This window comes from Brachybacterium hainanense (assembly GCF_042434575.1).
Lineage (GTDB): Bacteria > Actinomycetota > Actinomycetes > Actinomycetales > Dermabacteraceae > Brachybacterium > Brachybacterium hainanense.
In genome coordinates, this window is sequence record NZ_JBHLSV010000012.1 from 38,029 (window position 1) to 51,928 (window position 13,900).

General features: G+C 73.2%; 14 protein-coding genes. 6 read left to right on the plus strand and 8 right to left on the minus strand.

Annotated elements, in window-relative coordinates:
• The first annotated feature begins 177 nt into the window (after positions 1-177).
• Genes ACFFF6_RS11080 through ACFFF6_RS11090 form a run of 3 tightly spaced genes read left to right on the plus strand, consistent with a single transcriptional unit; the run spans position 178 to position 2,509 of the window.
• Positions 178-819, plus strand: a complete 642-nt coding sequence (locus ACFFF6_RS11080; protein ID WP_376980648.1) for an SAF domain-containing protein — start codon at positions 178-180, stop codon at positions 817-819.
• Entirely contained in the window at positions 816-2,054 is a 1,239-nt protein-coding gene (locus ACFFF6_RS11085; protein WP_376980650.1) for a CpaE/TadZ family protein, read from the plus strand. Before ACFFF6_RS11080 ends, ACFFF6_RS11085 begins: the two co-directional genes overlap by 4 nt.
• Complete coding sequence (locus ACFFF6_RS11090) at positions 2,051-2,509, plus strand: DUF6912 family protein (protein WP_376980652.1); 459 nt, start codon at positions 2,051-2,053, stop codon at positions 2,507-2,509. The genes ACFFF6_RS11085 and ACFFF6_RS11090 overlap by 4 nt, the downstream gene beginning before the upstream one ends.
• Before the next feature lie 115 nt (positions 2,510-2,624).
• Here the strand turns inward: ACFFF6_RS11090 and ACFFF6_RS11095 are convergent, their stop codons facing one another.
• On the minus strand, positions 2,625-3,131 hold the full coding sequence (locus ACFFF6_RS11095) for a DUF2505 domain-containing protein (protein WP_376980654.1): 507 nt from the start codon (positions 3,129-3,131) through the stop codon (positions 2,625-2,627).
• A gap of 106 nt (positions 3,132-3,237) precedes the next feature.
• Here ACFFF6_RS11095 and ACFFF6_RS11100 point away from each other — a divergent pair, with 106 nt between their 5' ends.
• Entirely contained in the window at positions 3,238-4,731 is a 1,494-nt protein-coding gene (locus tag ACFFF6_RS11100; RefSeq protein ID WP_376980656.1) for a sensor histidine kinase, read from the plus strand.
• A gap of 83 nt (positions 4,732-4,814) precedes the next feature.
• On the opposite strand, the gene ACFFF6_RS11105 is transcribed toward ACFFF6_RS11100, so the two are convergent.
• Positions 4,815-5,063, minus strand: coding sequence for a WhiB family transcriptional regulator (locus ACFFF6_RS11105; protein WP_038372899.1), 249 nt, complete (start codon positions 5,061-5,063; stop codon positions 4,815-4,817).
• Positions 5,064-5,351: 288 nt separating this feature from the next.
• On the opposite strand from ACFFF6_RS11105, the gene ACFFF6_RS11110 reads away from it, so the two are divergent.
• Entirely contained in the window at positions 5,352-5,780 is a 429-nt protein-coding gene (locus ACFFF6_RS11110; protein WP_376980659.1) for a hypothetical protein, read from the plus strand.
• A gap of 153 nt (positions 5,781-5,933) precedes the next feature.
• Here ACFFF6_RS11110 and ACFFF6_RS11115 read toward each other — a convergent pair whose 3' ends face one another.
• The 6 genes from ACFFF6_RS11115 to ACFFF6_RS11140 all read right to left on the minus strand — a co-directional run bounded on the left by ACFFF6_RS11115 (position 5,934) and on the right by ACFFF6_RS11140 (position 13,355).
• Positions 5,934-8,489 carry an FtsX-like permease family protein gene (locus tag ACFFF6_RS11115; RefSeq protein ID WP_376980661.1) on the minus strand — a complete coding sequence of 852 codons (2,556 nt, stop codon included), beginning with the start codon at positions 8,487-8,489 and terminating at the stop codon, positions 5,934-5,936.
• The gene (locus ACFFF6_RS11120) at positions 8,486-9,241 is read right to left on the minus strand and encodes an ABC transporter ATP-binding protein (RefSeq protein ID WP_376980663.1); all 756 of its coding nucleotides are present in this window, start codon (positions 9,239-9,241) and stop codon (positions 8,486-8,488) included. Before ACFFF6_RS11120 ends, ACFFF6_RS11115 begins: the two co-directional genes overlap by 4 nt.
• 147 nt (positions 9,242-9,388) lie before the next feature.
• The gene (locus tag ACFFF6_RS11125) at positions 9,389-10,069 is read right to left on the minus strand and encodes a response regulator (RefSeq protein ID WP_376980665.1); all 681 of its coding nucleotides are present in this window, start codon (positions 10,067-10,069) and stop codon (positions 9,389-9,391) included.
• Positions 10,066-11,355 (minus strand): sensor histidine kinase, encoded by a 1,290-nt coding sequence (locus ACFFF6_RS11130; protein ID WP_376980667.1) that lies wholly within the window; start codon positions 11,353-11,355, stop codon positions 10,066-10,068. The genes ACFFF6_RS11125 and ACFFF6_RS11130 overlap by 4 nt, the downstream gene beginning before the upstream one ends.
• 106 nt (positions 11,356-11,461) lie before the next feature.
• Entirely contained in the window at positions 11,462-12,196 is a 735-nt protein-coding gene (locus ACFFF6_RS11135; protein ID WP_376980669.1) for an SOS response-associated peptidase, read from the minus strand.
• 7 nt (positions 12,197-12,203) lie between these two features.
• Positions 12,204-13,355: a YihY/virulence factor BrkB family protein gene (locus tag ACFFF6_RS11140; RefSeq protein ID WP_376980671.1), complete on the minus strand. Its 1,152-nt coding sequence runs from the start codon at positions 13,353-13,355 to the stop codon at positions 12,204-12,206.
• Between the two features lie 199 nt (positions 13,356-13,554).
• Here ACFFF6_RS11140 and ACFFF6_RS11145 point away from each other — a divergent pair, with 199 nt between their 5' ends.
• Positions 13,555-13,842 (plus strand): hypothetical protein, encoded by a 288-nt coding sequence (locus ACFFF6_RS11145; RefSeq protein WP_376980673.1) that lies wholly within the window; start codon positions 13,555-13,557, stop codon positions 13,840-13,842.
• Positions 13,843-13,900: the final 58 nt, after the last annotated feature.

Below are 13,900 nucleotides of genomic sequence, written 5' to 3' on the forward strand. Positions count from 1 at the left end.
CGGCGGGGCCGACGCGCCTCGGCCCCGGGTTCTCCACAGCGATGGGTGCTCGCCTCGCGACGGTGGGAGTTTTCCACAAGGAGCGATGATCGGCCCCCGACGGCACCGGGCTCGTCTACTCTCGCCTCAGCGCATCTCCTCCGCGCCCCGCCCTCTTCCCGGCAGGAGGCCTGTCCCATGCCCGATCCGTCCCCGGCCGTCATGCGCCTGCGCCGGCCCCAGTGGAAGGACCCCCGGCTCGTGGTCGGGATCGTCCTGGTCCTGCTCAGCGTCCTGCTGGGATCCCTCGTCATCAGCCGCCTCGCGGAGACGACCCCGGTGCTCGCGGCGCGGGAGGACATCGTCCCCGGCGATGTCATCACCGCGGACAAGCTCGTGACGGTCGACGTGCGCCTGGGGGAGACCGAAGGGCTGTACGTCGTGGATCCCGCGGACGTGCCCGAGGGATCGGTCGCGATGCAGACCATCCGTGCGGGAGAGCTGCTGAGCCTCTCCTCCGTGGGCCAGGGGACGGACCGTCCGCTGCGCCCGGTCGTGCTCCCCGTCACGGAGTCCGTGGCGGAGTCGGTGCGGCCGGGCGGTCAGGTCGAGCTGTGGCGCACCCGCGCCGGGAGCGACGGGGCCCAGCCGACCGCGGAGCTGCTGATCGACTCCGCCGTGGTGCGCCGCGTCGACGAGGGCAGCGCGATCGGCATGCGTTCGATGACCGTGGAGGTCCTGGTCCCGGCACAGGACGTGCCGCGGGTGCTCGAGGCCCTGTCGGAGGACGCCCGTCTGGACGTCATCGGCGTCCCCGGAGCGCAGGGGGCCGCGGCGTGATCGACATCGTCCTGTGCGCCTCGGGGGCGGACGAGGTCCGCCTCGTCCACGAGCTCTCGCGGCTGCCGGGAGGGCGGGCCCGTGTGGTCCGCCGCTGCGCGGACCTGGCCGAGACCCGCGGCGCCGTGGAGGCGGGGATCGGCGACGCGGTCGTGATCGACCTCACCGTGCGTGGCTTCGACCGCGACGTCGCGGCGGAGCTGCTGCGGGCCGGTGCGGCCCTGGTCGGCCTGCGCACGGACAGTGCCGCCCTCGGCCGGACCGATCTCGGGCTGCGGCACGTGGTCGACGCGAGCGCCCCCGTCGAGGAGATCCTCGACGCGGTCGAGGACGCCCTCGGGGACGATGACGACGTCGATGTCTGGACGCAGGATGCCCCGGCCCTCGCGCAGACGGCCCAGGCGGCGCCGTCCCGGATGGTCGTCGTCTGGGGGCCGCACGGCGCTCCTGGCCGGTCGACCGTCGCCGCGAACCTCGCCGCCGAGGCGGCGGCGGCCGGCTGCGAGACCGTCCTCGTCGACGCCGACACCTACGCGCCGAGCCTCGCCCAGGTCCTCGGCGTGCTCGAGGAGGCCCCGGGACTCGTGGCCGCCTGCCGGGCCAGTGCCCGCGACGCTCTCGACGACGCGACGCTCGAGGCCCTCCTTCCCGCCCTCGGTCCCCGTCTGCGGCTGCTGACCGGCATCGGCGTCGCGGGGCGCTGGGCGGAGGTCCGCTCGAGCGGACTCGACGGGGTATGGGCCGGTCTGCGCCGTCGCGGCGGCCTGATCGTCGTCGACGTCGCCGCGAACCTCGAGGAGGACGAGGAGCTCACGTATGACACGAGCGCGCCGCAGCGCAACGCGGCGACCCTGAGCGCCCTTCAGCACGCCGACGCCGTGATCGCCGTGGTCGACGCCGAACCGGTCGGCATCACGCGGCTCATCCGCGAGCGCGAGCGACTCGCCGAGCTGGGCGTCGAGGACCTCCACGTGGTCCTGAACCGCACCACCGCGCTCGTGGCCCCGCAGCGGCTCGAGCAGCTGATCACCGGGCGGATGGAGCTGGCCGCGCTCGATGCCCTCCCCGAGGACGCCGTCGCCTGTCGCCGGGCGGCATGGGACGGCACCCTCCTCGCCGAGGGCGCGCCGCGCAGCGCCCTGCGCCGCCGGCTCGCGGAGATCGCCGTCTCGGGACGTGTCCTGGGACTGCTCGCGCCGGTCGCGGCGGGAGCGGATGGCAGGATGGTCCCATGAGGATCTTCCTGCCCGTCGCCGACACCGAGCACGCCCTCCTGCGCTCCGGCGCGGCCCGGCTCGCGCTCGAGCCCGGCCGCACCGCCTGGGCGGTGACCGCTTCGGCCCGTGCGGATCGGCCCCGCGAGGACCTCGAGGACCTCGAGTACGACGCCCTGCAGGACGCGGTGTACGCGGCGCTGCAGACCGGCTCCGACGACGACGATCCGCACCGTCGCGCTCTCGTCGTCGCCGGGGACACGGAGGACGCCGCGCTCGCGGAGGCGGGGGAGGAGGCCGGGGCGTACGGGGTCGTCACGACCGCCGCGACCGGTCTGAGGATCGCCTCCCTGCACGTGACCGAGCTGGGAGCGCGCGCCGTCGAGCAGGACGACACCGACCCTGCCCTGCTGTGGTTCGACGTGAGCGAAGGCCCCCGGGCCCTCGCCTACCTGCACGGGGGCCCGGAGGCCTGACGTCCCGCCGCCCGGCTCATCGGCGGATGGCTGAGGACGGCTGGGGCCGGAGCGGCGCGCCTCGGGGGTGGCTCCGGACGCCGCCTCCGAGGACGACAGGCTCCGGAGCAGGGGCTCAGGAGCCGGCGCCCTCGCGATAGGTGCGGGCGGCCTTCTGCTCCGCCTTCAGGACCCGCGAGACGTAGGGCAGGGCGGCCTTCTCCAGCCGCTTGCCGAGCACCGGGATCTTCGCCACCAGATCGCCGTCGATCACGATCTCCGTCGTCCCCGTCTGCGCGGGGGTCATGGTGACCGCGGCCGTCATCGAGGCGGGGGTGCCCACGACGACGAGGTCGGTCGTGCCGGTGCGCGCACCGTCGGCCTGGGGCGCCGACCAGGACTGCACCTCGCGGACCGTGATCGAGGAGCCCACGAACGGGCGGGCGATGTCCGGGACCCGATCGGTCGGCATCGAGAGCTCGGTCGAGACCGTGAACGCCCCGGCGACGTCGCCCTCCACGCGGGAGGACGCGCTCTGCGCGCCCAGGACCTCCCCGCGCACCTGCGCGTACCGGGGGTCTGCGTACATCGCGGCTACGTCCTGCGCGGGCAGCGGCAGGCTCAGGGTCTCCGTCAGCTTCATGGGTCATGTCCTCCAGGGGTCGTCGATGCGCCCAACTCTATGTCAGGCCCGGCCGGACCCGGGCCGGTGCACCGCCGCCGTCCGCACACCTTCTAAGCTGGGTCGCATGCCGAGCCTGACGAAGTTCCTCTCCGATGCCACCGGAGCCGTCTCTCCCGCCGCCGAGTGGCTGCAGCTGCTGGTGGGGGATTGGAGCCTGGTCGCGGACCTGCTCCGCTCCGACCTGGTGCTCTGGGTGCGGAGGGAGGAGCAGATCATCGCGATCGCCCACTGCCGTCCCTCGACCGGGCAGTCCGTCTACTACGACGATCCGGTCGGTGACCCGGCTCCTGCCGATGTGGAGGGCCTGCTCGCGGGACTGCTGCGCGGCGATGCCGTCGATCGGGGCGGCCGCGGCGTCGAGCGCGAGGGCCGCCCCGCCTACCTGCGCCTCGCACCGGTGCGCAAGGACGGGAAGCTGCTGGCCGCGATCACGATCGAGACCTCGGGGCAGGAGACCGGGAGCGGCACCGCCGAGGCCCGCATGGATGCTCTCGGGGACCGGCTGCTGTGCATGATGGACGCCGGGGCCTATCCGATCGCCGGAGCCCCGATCCCGCCGCGGCGAGGAGCGCCCCGCGTCGGCGACGGGATCGTGCAGCTGGACGCGCAGGGGGTCGTCCAGTGGGCCTCGCCCAACGCCCTGTCCGCGTTCCATCGCTTCGGCGTCGCGGGGGACATGCGCGAGCGCACCCTGGCGGAGCTCTCGACCGAGGTCATCCAGTCCCGGTCCCCGGTCGACGAGTCGCTGCCCCTCGTGCTCATGGGCCGGGCGGCCTGGCGCAGCGACATGCAGGCCCGCGGAGGGACCCTGTCGCTGAGGGCGGTCCCGCTGACCGAGGCGGGCACGCGCACGGGCGCCATCATCCTGGTGCGGGACGTGAGCGAGCTGCGTCGTCGCGAGCGCGAGCTGATGACCAAGGACGCGACCATCCGCGAGGTGCATCACCGCGTGAAGAACAACCTGCAGACGGTCGCGGCCCTGCTGCGTCTGCAGTCCCGGCGCATGAAGTCGGAGGAGGCCCGTGCCGCCCTCGCCGAGGCGATGCGCCGCGTCTCCACGATCGCGCTGGTGCACGAGTCCCTGCTGCAGGGCAGCGAGGAGACGGTGTTCTTCGACGAGGTGATCGACCGCTGCCTGCGCCTCGCCGTGGATGCCGCGAGCGCCTCGGTCCGGCAGGAGGGGGCCCCCGCGATCGAGGGCGCGCAGGTCGAGGTGCGAACCTCGAAGGAGGGCAAGGCCGGCGCCGTGCGCGCCGAGGAGGCGACGCCGCTCGCCCTGGTCGTCACGGAGCTGGCGACCAATGCGGTCGAGCACGGCCTGTCGTCGACGGGGGGCACCCTCACGGTGCGCAGCGAGCGCAAGGGCAGCCATCTCGTCATCTCGATCGAGGACGACGGGGTGGGGATGGGCGGCCGCGGCGGCCCCACGGGCCTCGGCACCAATATCGCCCAGACCCTCGTGCAGGGAGAGCTGGGAGGCACTCTGACCTGGGAGAATCGTCCCTCCGGCGGGACGCGGGCGATCGTGGACGTCTACCTGGACCCGATCGCGGTCTGAGCGACGAGGCTCGGGCCGGTAGCGGATGCGACAGGAGCCCGTCGCGCACGGCGACGGGCTCCTGGATGCTCTGCGGCGGGCTCTCAGCCGGCGCGACGGGCGCGCGCGTTGCGGCGCTTGAGGGAGCGGCGCTCATCCTCCGACAGGCCGCCCCAGACGCCCGAGTCCTGACCGGTCTCGAGGGCGAACTTGAGGCACGCCGTCATCACGTCGCATCGCTGGCAGACCGCCTTGGCCTCCTGGATCTGCGTGATCGCCGGTCCCGTGTTCCCGATCGGGAAGAACAGCTCGGGATCCTGCGTGAGGCACTCTGCGCGGTGGCGCCAGTCCATCGTCACTCTCTCTTTCCGGGTCGCCCCGCCGGACCTGGAGGATCCGACACGGCGGTGGTCTCGTCCGCGGGCCACGGGCGATGATTCGTGTTCGGGCCGCGACGAACCCCGGGGTGGTGCTCGGTGGAGCCCTCGGGGCGCAGCGGCGGGCTTCCTCCATTGTTGCCGGGCCGGTGAACCCTCACAAGGGTCTGCGCAGGTCAGCTGGGTGGCACTTCCCACAGCGCAAGGGGTTGCGTCGAAACGGCCGATACGCGGGTCCAGGGGCCCTGTCATAGCATGCGGTCCATGGATCCCTCCCGCGCCGAGCCGCCCGCGCTGCCCCGTCTCCGCCGACCCGCGGCGGTGCTCCTGGGCCTCGAAGGACTCGCGCTGCTGGGGCTGGCGACCTTCGCCTTCGCCGTGATCGCGCAGGTCGAGGGAGGGGGCCGCTTCGGGACGGGGCTGGGGGTCTTCCTGGTCGTCTTCGCGCTCGCGCTGCTGGCGGCGGCTCGCTCGGTGCTCCAGCGCGGCCGCTTCGGCGTGGGCTACGGGATCACCTGGCAGCTGTTCCAGGCCCTGGTGGGCGGGAGCTTGATCACCGCCGGCATGCTGCTCGAGGGCGCGGTCGCGATCCTCGCCGCGATCGCCGCCTTCGTCCTGCTCACCCAGATCGTGCGGGCGACCCCGCTTCCGGGCGAGGGCGCCGACGCGCGCGGCGCGCGCCCCCGCCGGTGAGGGGGACGCGCGCCGACGGCCCGGCGTGACGAGCGGGGGACCTGGCGCGCCTCCGCCGAGCGGGGACGGACGAGATCCCCCGCTCGGCGCCCGGGGGCGGGGGCTCGCGCCGCCCGCCTCCGGTTCGTGCTGCGCCCGATCCCTGGCGGGGAGTCAGCCCTCTGCCGCGAGGGCCTGGGCCGGGGCTGTGGAGGCCGCGCGCCGGGCCGGGAGCACGGAGGCGAGCAGGCCTGCGAGCAGGGTGAGCCCGATGACGGTCAGGACCTGGACCCACGGCACCGTGACCACGGTCGGGAAGGTCGCTCCGAAGATCGCCATGATCCCGGTCGTGCCGTAGAGCATCCCCAGCGCCACGCCGAGGGCCGCGCCGATCAGAGCGAGCAGCAGCCCCTCCCAGGCGAGCATCGCCCGCATCTGCGTGCGGGTCGTGCCCAGGGCTCGCAGGAGCGCGTTCTCGCCGGTGCGCTCGACCACGCCCAGGCTGAGCGTGTTCGCGACGCCCACCAGGGCGACGAGCACCGCGACCGCGAGCATCCCGAGGGTGATGGCGAGGAGCACGCCGAGGATCTGCCCGTACATCTCGCGCTCGATGCCGTCCCCGGTCGCGCGCACGTTCTCGAAGCCGCTCTCCTCGAGCCAATCCTGGAGGTTCATCAGGACGGTGATCGAGTCGAGACCGCCGCGTGCCGGGTCGTCCGGGGACGCCAGGCGCACGAACATCGAGGTCGCGCTCGAGGGCCCGGCGACCTCGGCGAAGGTCGCCGGGGTCAGCAGGCTCATCGAGAGGTTGCCGTCCAGGCGGACCGTCAGCCGCACGGTGCCGCCGCCCGCGGCCGGCACGGTGATCTCCTGTCCGTCGTGGAGCCCGAACTTCTGGGCCCGGTCGCCGCCGGTGAGCAGCACGCCGTCCGCCATCTTCGCGGAGATGTCATCGCGCACGGCGATGCCGTCGATCTGCTCCGCGGCGGGACCGTAGAGGGTCATGGTGTCGGCGGAGTCGACGTCCAGCTCCGCGGTCGGCACGATCACCGCGTCGGCGACGCCCTGCACCGACTCGACCTGCGCGAGGGCGTCCTCGGGCATCGCATCGGCGCGGACGATCACATCGACCGGCTTCCGGTTGTCGAGATCGGCGGTCAGGGAGACCTCCGCGGTGTGGGCGCCCACGGCCATCATCGTCATCAGGGTCGTGCCGATCAGGAGCGCAGAGATGGTGGCGGCGCTGCGCCGCGGATGCCGGAGCGTATTGGCCGCGGCGACAGTCGCCGGGACACCGCCGATGCGCCGCACGAGGCGCCCGACGAGCGAGGTCGCCACCGGCGTGATCACCACGAGGCCGATGAGCGCGGCCGCGAAGCTGAGCACGCCGCCCAGGATCGCCATCAGCAGGCCGATGCCCTGGGCGCCGCCGAGGGAGATGCCGGTCCCTGCCAGCAGCAGGCCCAGTCCGACCAGGAACACCACCACGGAGCCGGCGGCCCGCAGCCGACCCGCGCCCCTGCTGCTCGCCTCGACGGGCCGCAGGGCCTCCAGCGGAGCGACCCCCGTGGCCCGGCGCAGCGGGGCGATCCCGGCGATCCCGGTCACGAGGACGCCGGCGCCCAGGGGAAGGAGCACGGAGAGCAGGCTCGCGGGCACGATGCCGAGCCCCGGGGTCCAGCCGAGCGCGAAAGCGGCCAGCAGCGCGAGCTGGGCCAGCACATGGCCCAGGAGCATGCCGGCGGCGGAGCCGAGCAGCCCGACCCGCAGCGACTCCCCGCGCACGGTCGCGGCGACCTGGCGCCGGGTCGCGCCGAGGGTGCGCAGCAGAGCCAGGTCCCGGGTCCGCTGGGCGAGGGTCACGGTAAAGGTGTTGCCGACCACGACTGCGGCTGTGACCAGGGCGATCACGACGAAGACGCCGAAGATCGAGCCCATCGCGACGATTCCGGACAGTCCCTGGGACTTGGCATCGGCGATCGCCCGCTCCGCCGTCTGGATCTGCATGGCGTCGCTCGAGGAGGAGGCGATGATGGCCGAGGGATCGGCGCCGGGCTCGACGGAGGCGAGCCACACGGAGGTGTACGCACCCAGGGGCGCGCCCGTGAGGACCGGTGCGTTGGCCTCGGTCAGCACCGCCCAGGGGGAGTCGAAGGAGAACAGCGCGGAACCCGTGTCGGAGGACTCCACGATGCCGGTCACCCGCAGCGTGGTCTCGTGCTCCTCGCCCTGGTCGTCGACGGTCCGGGCGAGCAGGTCCTCGCCCACGGAGACCTGGAAGTCCTCGGCGGCGCCGGGGGACAGGGTGATCTCGTCCGGGGCGCTCGCGGCCCGGCCCTCGCGCAGAGCGGTCGGAGCCGCCTCCTGGGGAGGGAGCGGTCGCAGCTCGACGAAGCGGGAGGCGCCCCCGCCCGTGGCGGGCCGCATCTGCACGTAGCTGGACCCGGTCGCCCACATCGTCTCGACGCCCTCGATCTCGGGACGTGGCGGGGCGCTCAGGGTGCCGTCGGGATTCTCGACCGGATCCGTGCCGCTCATGTCGATCACGAGATCGGCGCCGCGGAACGGGGCCTCGGAGCTCTGGTCGATCGAGGCGGTCATGAGGTTGCCGGCGAGCACGAGGACGGCGACGAAGGCGGTGGACAGGGCGATCGTGATGATCGCGGCGACGTGGCGGCGCAGCGGCGTCAGCTGCGGGCGCGCGCGACGCCGGCTCTGCGGGCGGCTCATCGGGCGCTTCCCGCGGCGCGGTGGGCGGGTGCCGGGGCGAAGGGCGCCCGCTCGTCGTGCGCGATGCGGCCGTCGGCGAGGGAGACGATGCGATCCGCGCGCTCGGCGGCATCGCGCTCGTGGGTGACCATCACGACGGTCTGCCCGAACTCGTCGACCGACAGACGCAGGAAGTCGAGGACCTCCTCGGTCGTGCGGGAGTCGAGGTTGCCGGTCGGCTCGTCGGCGAAGATCACGGCAGGCGAGCCGATCAGCGCCCGCGAGATCGCCACGCGCTGCACCTGCCCGCCCGAGAGCTGCGAGGGCAGGTGGTCGAGGCGGTCGGTGAGGCCGAAGGCCGCGGTGATCGTGTCGAACCACGCACGGTCCACCCGGGTGCCGGCCAGATCCAGGGGAAGCAGGATGTTCTGCTCCGCGGTGAGCATCGGCAGCAGGTTGAAGGACTGGAACACGAAGCCGATGCGGTCACGGCGCACCCGGGTGAGCGCGTCATCGTCCAGGCCCGTCAGCTCCGTCCCGTCGAGCTCGATGCTGCCGGAGTCCGCCGCGTCCAGTCCCGCGAGCACGTGCAGCAGGGTGGACTTGCCCGAGCCCGAGGGACCCATGATCGCGGTGAAGGCGCCGCGGTCCAGATCGAGGTCGACGCCGTCCAGCGCCGTGACGCGGGAGTCGCCGTGGCCGTAGTGGCGGCGCAGGTCACGGGCGCGCACAGCGGGCGCGGTCACGGCGGGGGATGCGGGGGAGGATGACATGGAGCTTCCTTCGCTGGTGGTCGGTACCCCACCAGCCTCCCCTGCGGCAGGGCCGACCGGCATCGGCGCCCGGTCTCGTGGTTCCGGCCCGGTGTGGGACCTGCGCAGGAGGCCACGTCCGCCCCCGGTATGACGCGGGAGCCGGGATCATGATCCCGGGCGCACGAGCCCCGTCTCGAAAGCGGTGATCACGGCATGGACCCGGTCGCGGGCGCCGAGCTTGGACAGCACGCGGCCGACGTGCGTCTTGACCGTGGCCTCGGCGACGAACAGCTCGGCCCCGATCTCGGTGTTCGAGAACCCGCGGGCCATGAGGACGAGGACCTCCCGCTCGCGCTCGGTGAGGGAGTCCAGGACGCTCGTGTCGGGTTCCACGGCGGGAGCGGAGGTGACCATCTGCTCCATGAGCCGGCGGGTCGCCGAGGGGGCGATCACCGCGTCGCCGCGGTGGACGGTCCGGATCGCCGCGAGCAGCTCCTCCGGCTGAGAGTCCTTGAGCATGAAGCCGCTCGCCCCGGCGCGGATCGCCGCGACCACGTAGTCATCCAGGTCGAAGGTCGTCAGCACGATGATGCGCGGTGCGCGCCCCTCGGGCGCCTGCGCGAGGATCCGGGCGCTCGCCTCGATCCCGTCCATCCGGGGCATGCGCACGTCCATGAGGACCACGTCGACGCTCCGGGCGGCGAGGGCCTCGACGGCCGCGGCTCCGTCGTCCGCCTGGAGGACGACCTCGAGGTCGGGCTGGGAGTCGATCACCATCGCGAATCCGGCACGGACCAGCGGCTGGTCGTCGACGAGGGCGATGCGCAGGGGAGCGGATGCGGTCATGAGGAGATCCTTCCACGGGCGGCGGGGGGCTGCAGGGGGATGCGTGCGCTCACACGGTAGCCGCCGCCGGGCAGCGGACCGGTCTGGAGCTCGCCGTGGAAGGCGGAGATCCGCTCGCGCATGCCGGTGAGGCCGTGGCCCTGGCCGTCGGAGTCGGGGTCGTGCCCGCGGCCGTCGTCGAGCACGTCCAGGCGGAGCATGCCGGGCTCGTGCAGCAGACGGATGCGGGCGCTCGCCCCGGGCCCCGCATGCTTCATGACATTCGTGAGCGCCTCCTGCACGACGCGGAACACCGTCAGGCTGAGCGCATGCGGCACGGCGGCGAGATCGCCCTGCCGCTCGAGGTCCACCGCGAGTCCGGCGCTGCGCACGCGCCCGACCAGGTCGTCGAGCATGTCCAGTCCCGGCTGCGGTCCGAAGCTCGTCTCCTCCTCCTGGCGCAGCACCCCGAGCAGGCCCCGCATGTCGGCCAGGGCCGCGCGGCCCGTGGAGCCGATGGTCGTGAGGACCTCCTGGGCCTTCTCCGGGCTCTGCGCGGCCACGAAGCGGCCGCCGTCCGCCTGTGCGATGATCACCGACAGCGAGTGCGCGACCACGTCGTGCATCTCCCGCGCGATGCGCGCGCGCTCGTCGGCGACCGCGAGGGCGGTGCGCTGCTCGCGCTGCTGCACGGCCTGGGCCGCCGCCTCCCGGGCGAGCCGGAGCTGGTCCACGCGGACGTGCTGGTAGCGGCCGATGGCCCAGGTCCCGAGCACGGCGATGCAGCCCACGAACAGCGAGCTGAAGAAGGCGATGACCGCCTCGAGGAGCTCCTGCGCGGACTGTGCGTAGCCGGCGACGCCGACGGCGACCCCGGCCGCCTGCAGGAAGGCGCCGAAGAAGGCGGCGCCGAGGGCGAGGCGCCGCACCAGCGGGGCGGCATGCACGGTCGCGCAGAACAGGGCGTAGAAGATCATCACGTCGCCCATCAGGAAGGGTTCCCCGAGGACGAAGTGGAGCACGGCGAGCACGCCGATGGCGAGGGTCGCCCAGCCGGTCCGGGTGCGGAGGAAGGCGCCCGCCCCGATCATGAGGACCGAGAACGGGACCCAGAGCTCCCAGGTGCCGCTGAGCACGCTGAGGCAGAGCAGGACCGTCGCCGCCCCGCCGAACACGACGAGGTCGACCCAGCCGGGATGCTCCACGACCCAGCGGAAGGGGTCGAAGCCGCGCCGCGGGGGTGCGGCGTCCCGGCGGACGGGCGCGGCGCCGCTGCGGGACGGCAGACGGCGATCGGGGGTGCTCATCCTTCGAGCCTAGGGCCGCAGGAGCGCCCGAGCGTCCTCCCGCGGGCGGAATCACGGCGCAGCGGGGCGGACCGCGGTATGAGCGCGGTCCCTGGTGCGGCGGGTCTCAGACGCGCGCGATGAGCTCGGGCCCGTCCACGCGGACGTTCCCGACGGCCGGTCCGACGGGCCGCAGCTCGAGGGCCGCATCGGGCAGCAGATGCGCCTCCTCGTGCAGGAAGGCCATGACCTCGCGGGAGGAGGAGAGCTGCGGGTCGAGCCAGGCGTCGACCGCCGCGCGCCGCAGCATGACCGGGGTACGGTCGTGGATCTCCGCGAGTCCTCCAGCGGCGGCCCGGGTGATGATGCTCGCGCTCAGCAGCCAGGCGCCGTCGGGGCTCGCGGCGGGGCCGCTGTGGCCGCCGTCGCCGCGCCACCAGGCCACGAGGGCGGCCATGTACAGCGGGGTGCCGTCGGCGGGGGTGATGAAGAAAGGCTGCTTGGTGCGGTCGTCCTCGCAGCGGCGCCATTCGTAGTAGCCGTCCATCGGGATGAGCGCCCGGTAGCGCGCCAGCTGTCCGCGGAAGGACGGCTTCCGGTCGAGGGTCTCCAGACGCGCGTTGAAGGTGTGGGCGGAGAAGGACAGATCCTTCGCGAACGGAGGGAGCAGCCCCCAGCGCGCCACCCGGAGGGCGCGCAGGACTTCTCCGGAGGCGCGGTCGACGGACTCGGTCACGACAGCGACCGGCACGGTCGGCGCGGTGTTCCAGCGCGGAGGGACGGAACCGCCCGTCAGGTCGATCGCGTCGAGGTCGTCGACCAGCGGATCCATACCGCGGAAGAGGGCGAAGCGTCCGCACATCGGCTCCTCATCCCTCCCGGTCCGAGGCGGGACCCTGATGGGGCTCGAGACGCAGCTCCGGGGCGGTGTACGCATCGCTGTTGCGGTGCAGGTTCCGCAGCCGGATGTCGCGGCCCTCGTCGACGAGCGCCTCGTACTTCTGCTCCGCCTTCTCCGCCGCGCCGCGGGCGCGCTGGGGCAGATCCAGGGCGTCCTCCGCCGGCTTCCCGGCCTCGAGGCGCAGGGCACGGTCGTACTCGACGTCGACGTGCGCTCCCAGCAGCAGCACGGTGTTGATCACCCACAGCGCGAACAGCACCGCCATGATCGAGCCGATCGCACCATAGGACGAGTACGAGGCGAAGCGCGCCATGTACACGGACAGGGCCGCGATCGCCAGGCCGATCCCCAGGACCGCGAACACACCGCCGGGGGAGACGAGGCGGAACGGGGTCGCGATGTTGGGGGTCCCCCAGTTCAGCAGGGAGACGAGGACGAACAGCAGCACGACGACGACCGGGTAGCGCAGCCACGCCCAGATCGGCAGGAACTGGTCGGTGAGGAAGGCGAGCAGTCCTCCCGCGCCGATCGGCTCGGCGATCGGGCCCAGCAGCGCCTGCACGATCCCGTCGCTCAGCAGCAGGGAGACGGCGATCAGGAGGATCCCCAGCACGAGCGCGGCGGTGAGCGCCAGCATCGTGCCGTTCATGCGCAGCGGACCGCGTCCCTCCGGGACCTCGTACATCGCGTTCGAGGCGCGGGAGTACGCCTTCACGTAGGCGGAGGCGGACCACAGGGCGGTGCCGATGCCGATCAGGAGGGCGACGGTGCCGCCGGTCGTGCTGCCCAGCAGCGCGTCCAGGGTCGTGTCGACCAGGGAGCCCAGGTCGAGCTCCTCCCCGGCGGCCCCGGAGCGGGCGATCGCGTCCTTGATCAGCGCGGAGATCTGGTCCTGGATGCCGTGGAGCAGGAGGGTGGCGAGGGAGAAGACGGCGAGCAGGGTCGGGGCGACGGACAGCACCATGAAGTACGTCAGCTTCGCGGCCTGGTCGGTGCCGCCGTGCCGGGTGAACTCCGCGAGCACGCGACGCACCAGGTACCGGGCCGTCGTCCCGCTCAGGCGGGGCCGCCGCTCCCGCGCGGGCTCCGAGGGATCATCGGGACGGGCGGGGGGCGTCATCGACATCGTTCCTCCCGGGGTGGGCGCTGCAGGGGTGGCCATCCTCGCACGGCACGACGACGGGCGAGTTTTCCACAATTCTGCGGCCCGTCGGGCGGACCGGCTCCGGAACTCGTAGGGTGTCAGGCATCACAGCATCGTCTCAGAGCACGCTCGGGCTCTCCTCAGGCGATGGGGGCACGGGGAAGGGGCAGGACCGGTGGAGGCGCAGGCGATCATCGAGGCGGAGACCCGCGAGGCCATCCGTCGCCGCGGTCTCGACGTCCGCGCCGGCGGCCTCGAGCACCTGATCCGGGACGTCGCAGGCGACTACGACGAGCGCTCCGCGCATGGCTCCGTACCGCCCGTGCGAGATCTGGACCTCGTGATCGCCCAGGTCGCAGCCCGCATCGGCGGCTACGGGGCGCTCCAGGACCTGCTGGACGACCCGAGCGTCGAGGAGATCTGGTCCAACGGGCCCTCATACGGTGCAATGACTCTCTCGTGATCAGTGGCTGGCGTGCAGCCTGCGTGTTTTTCCCAGTTGCCCAGGCCATGCTTGCGAA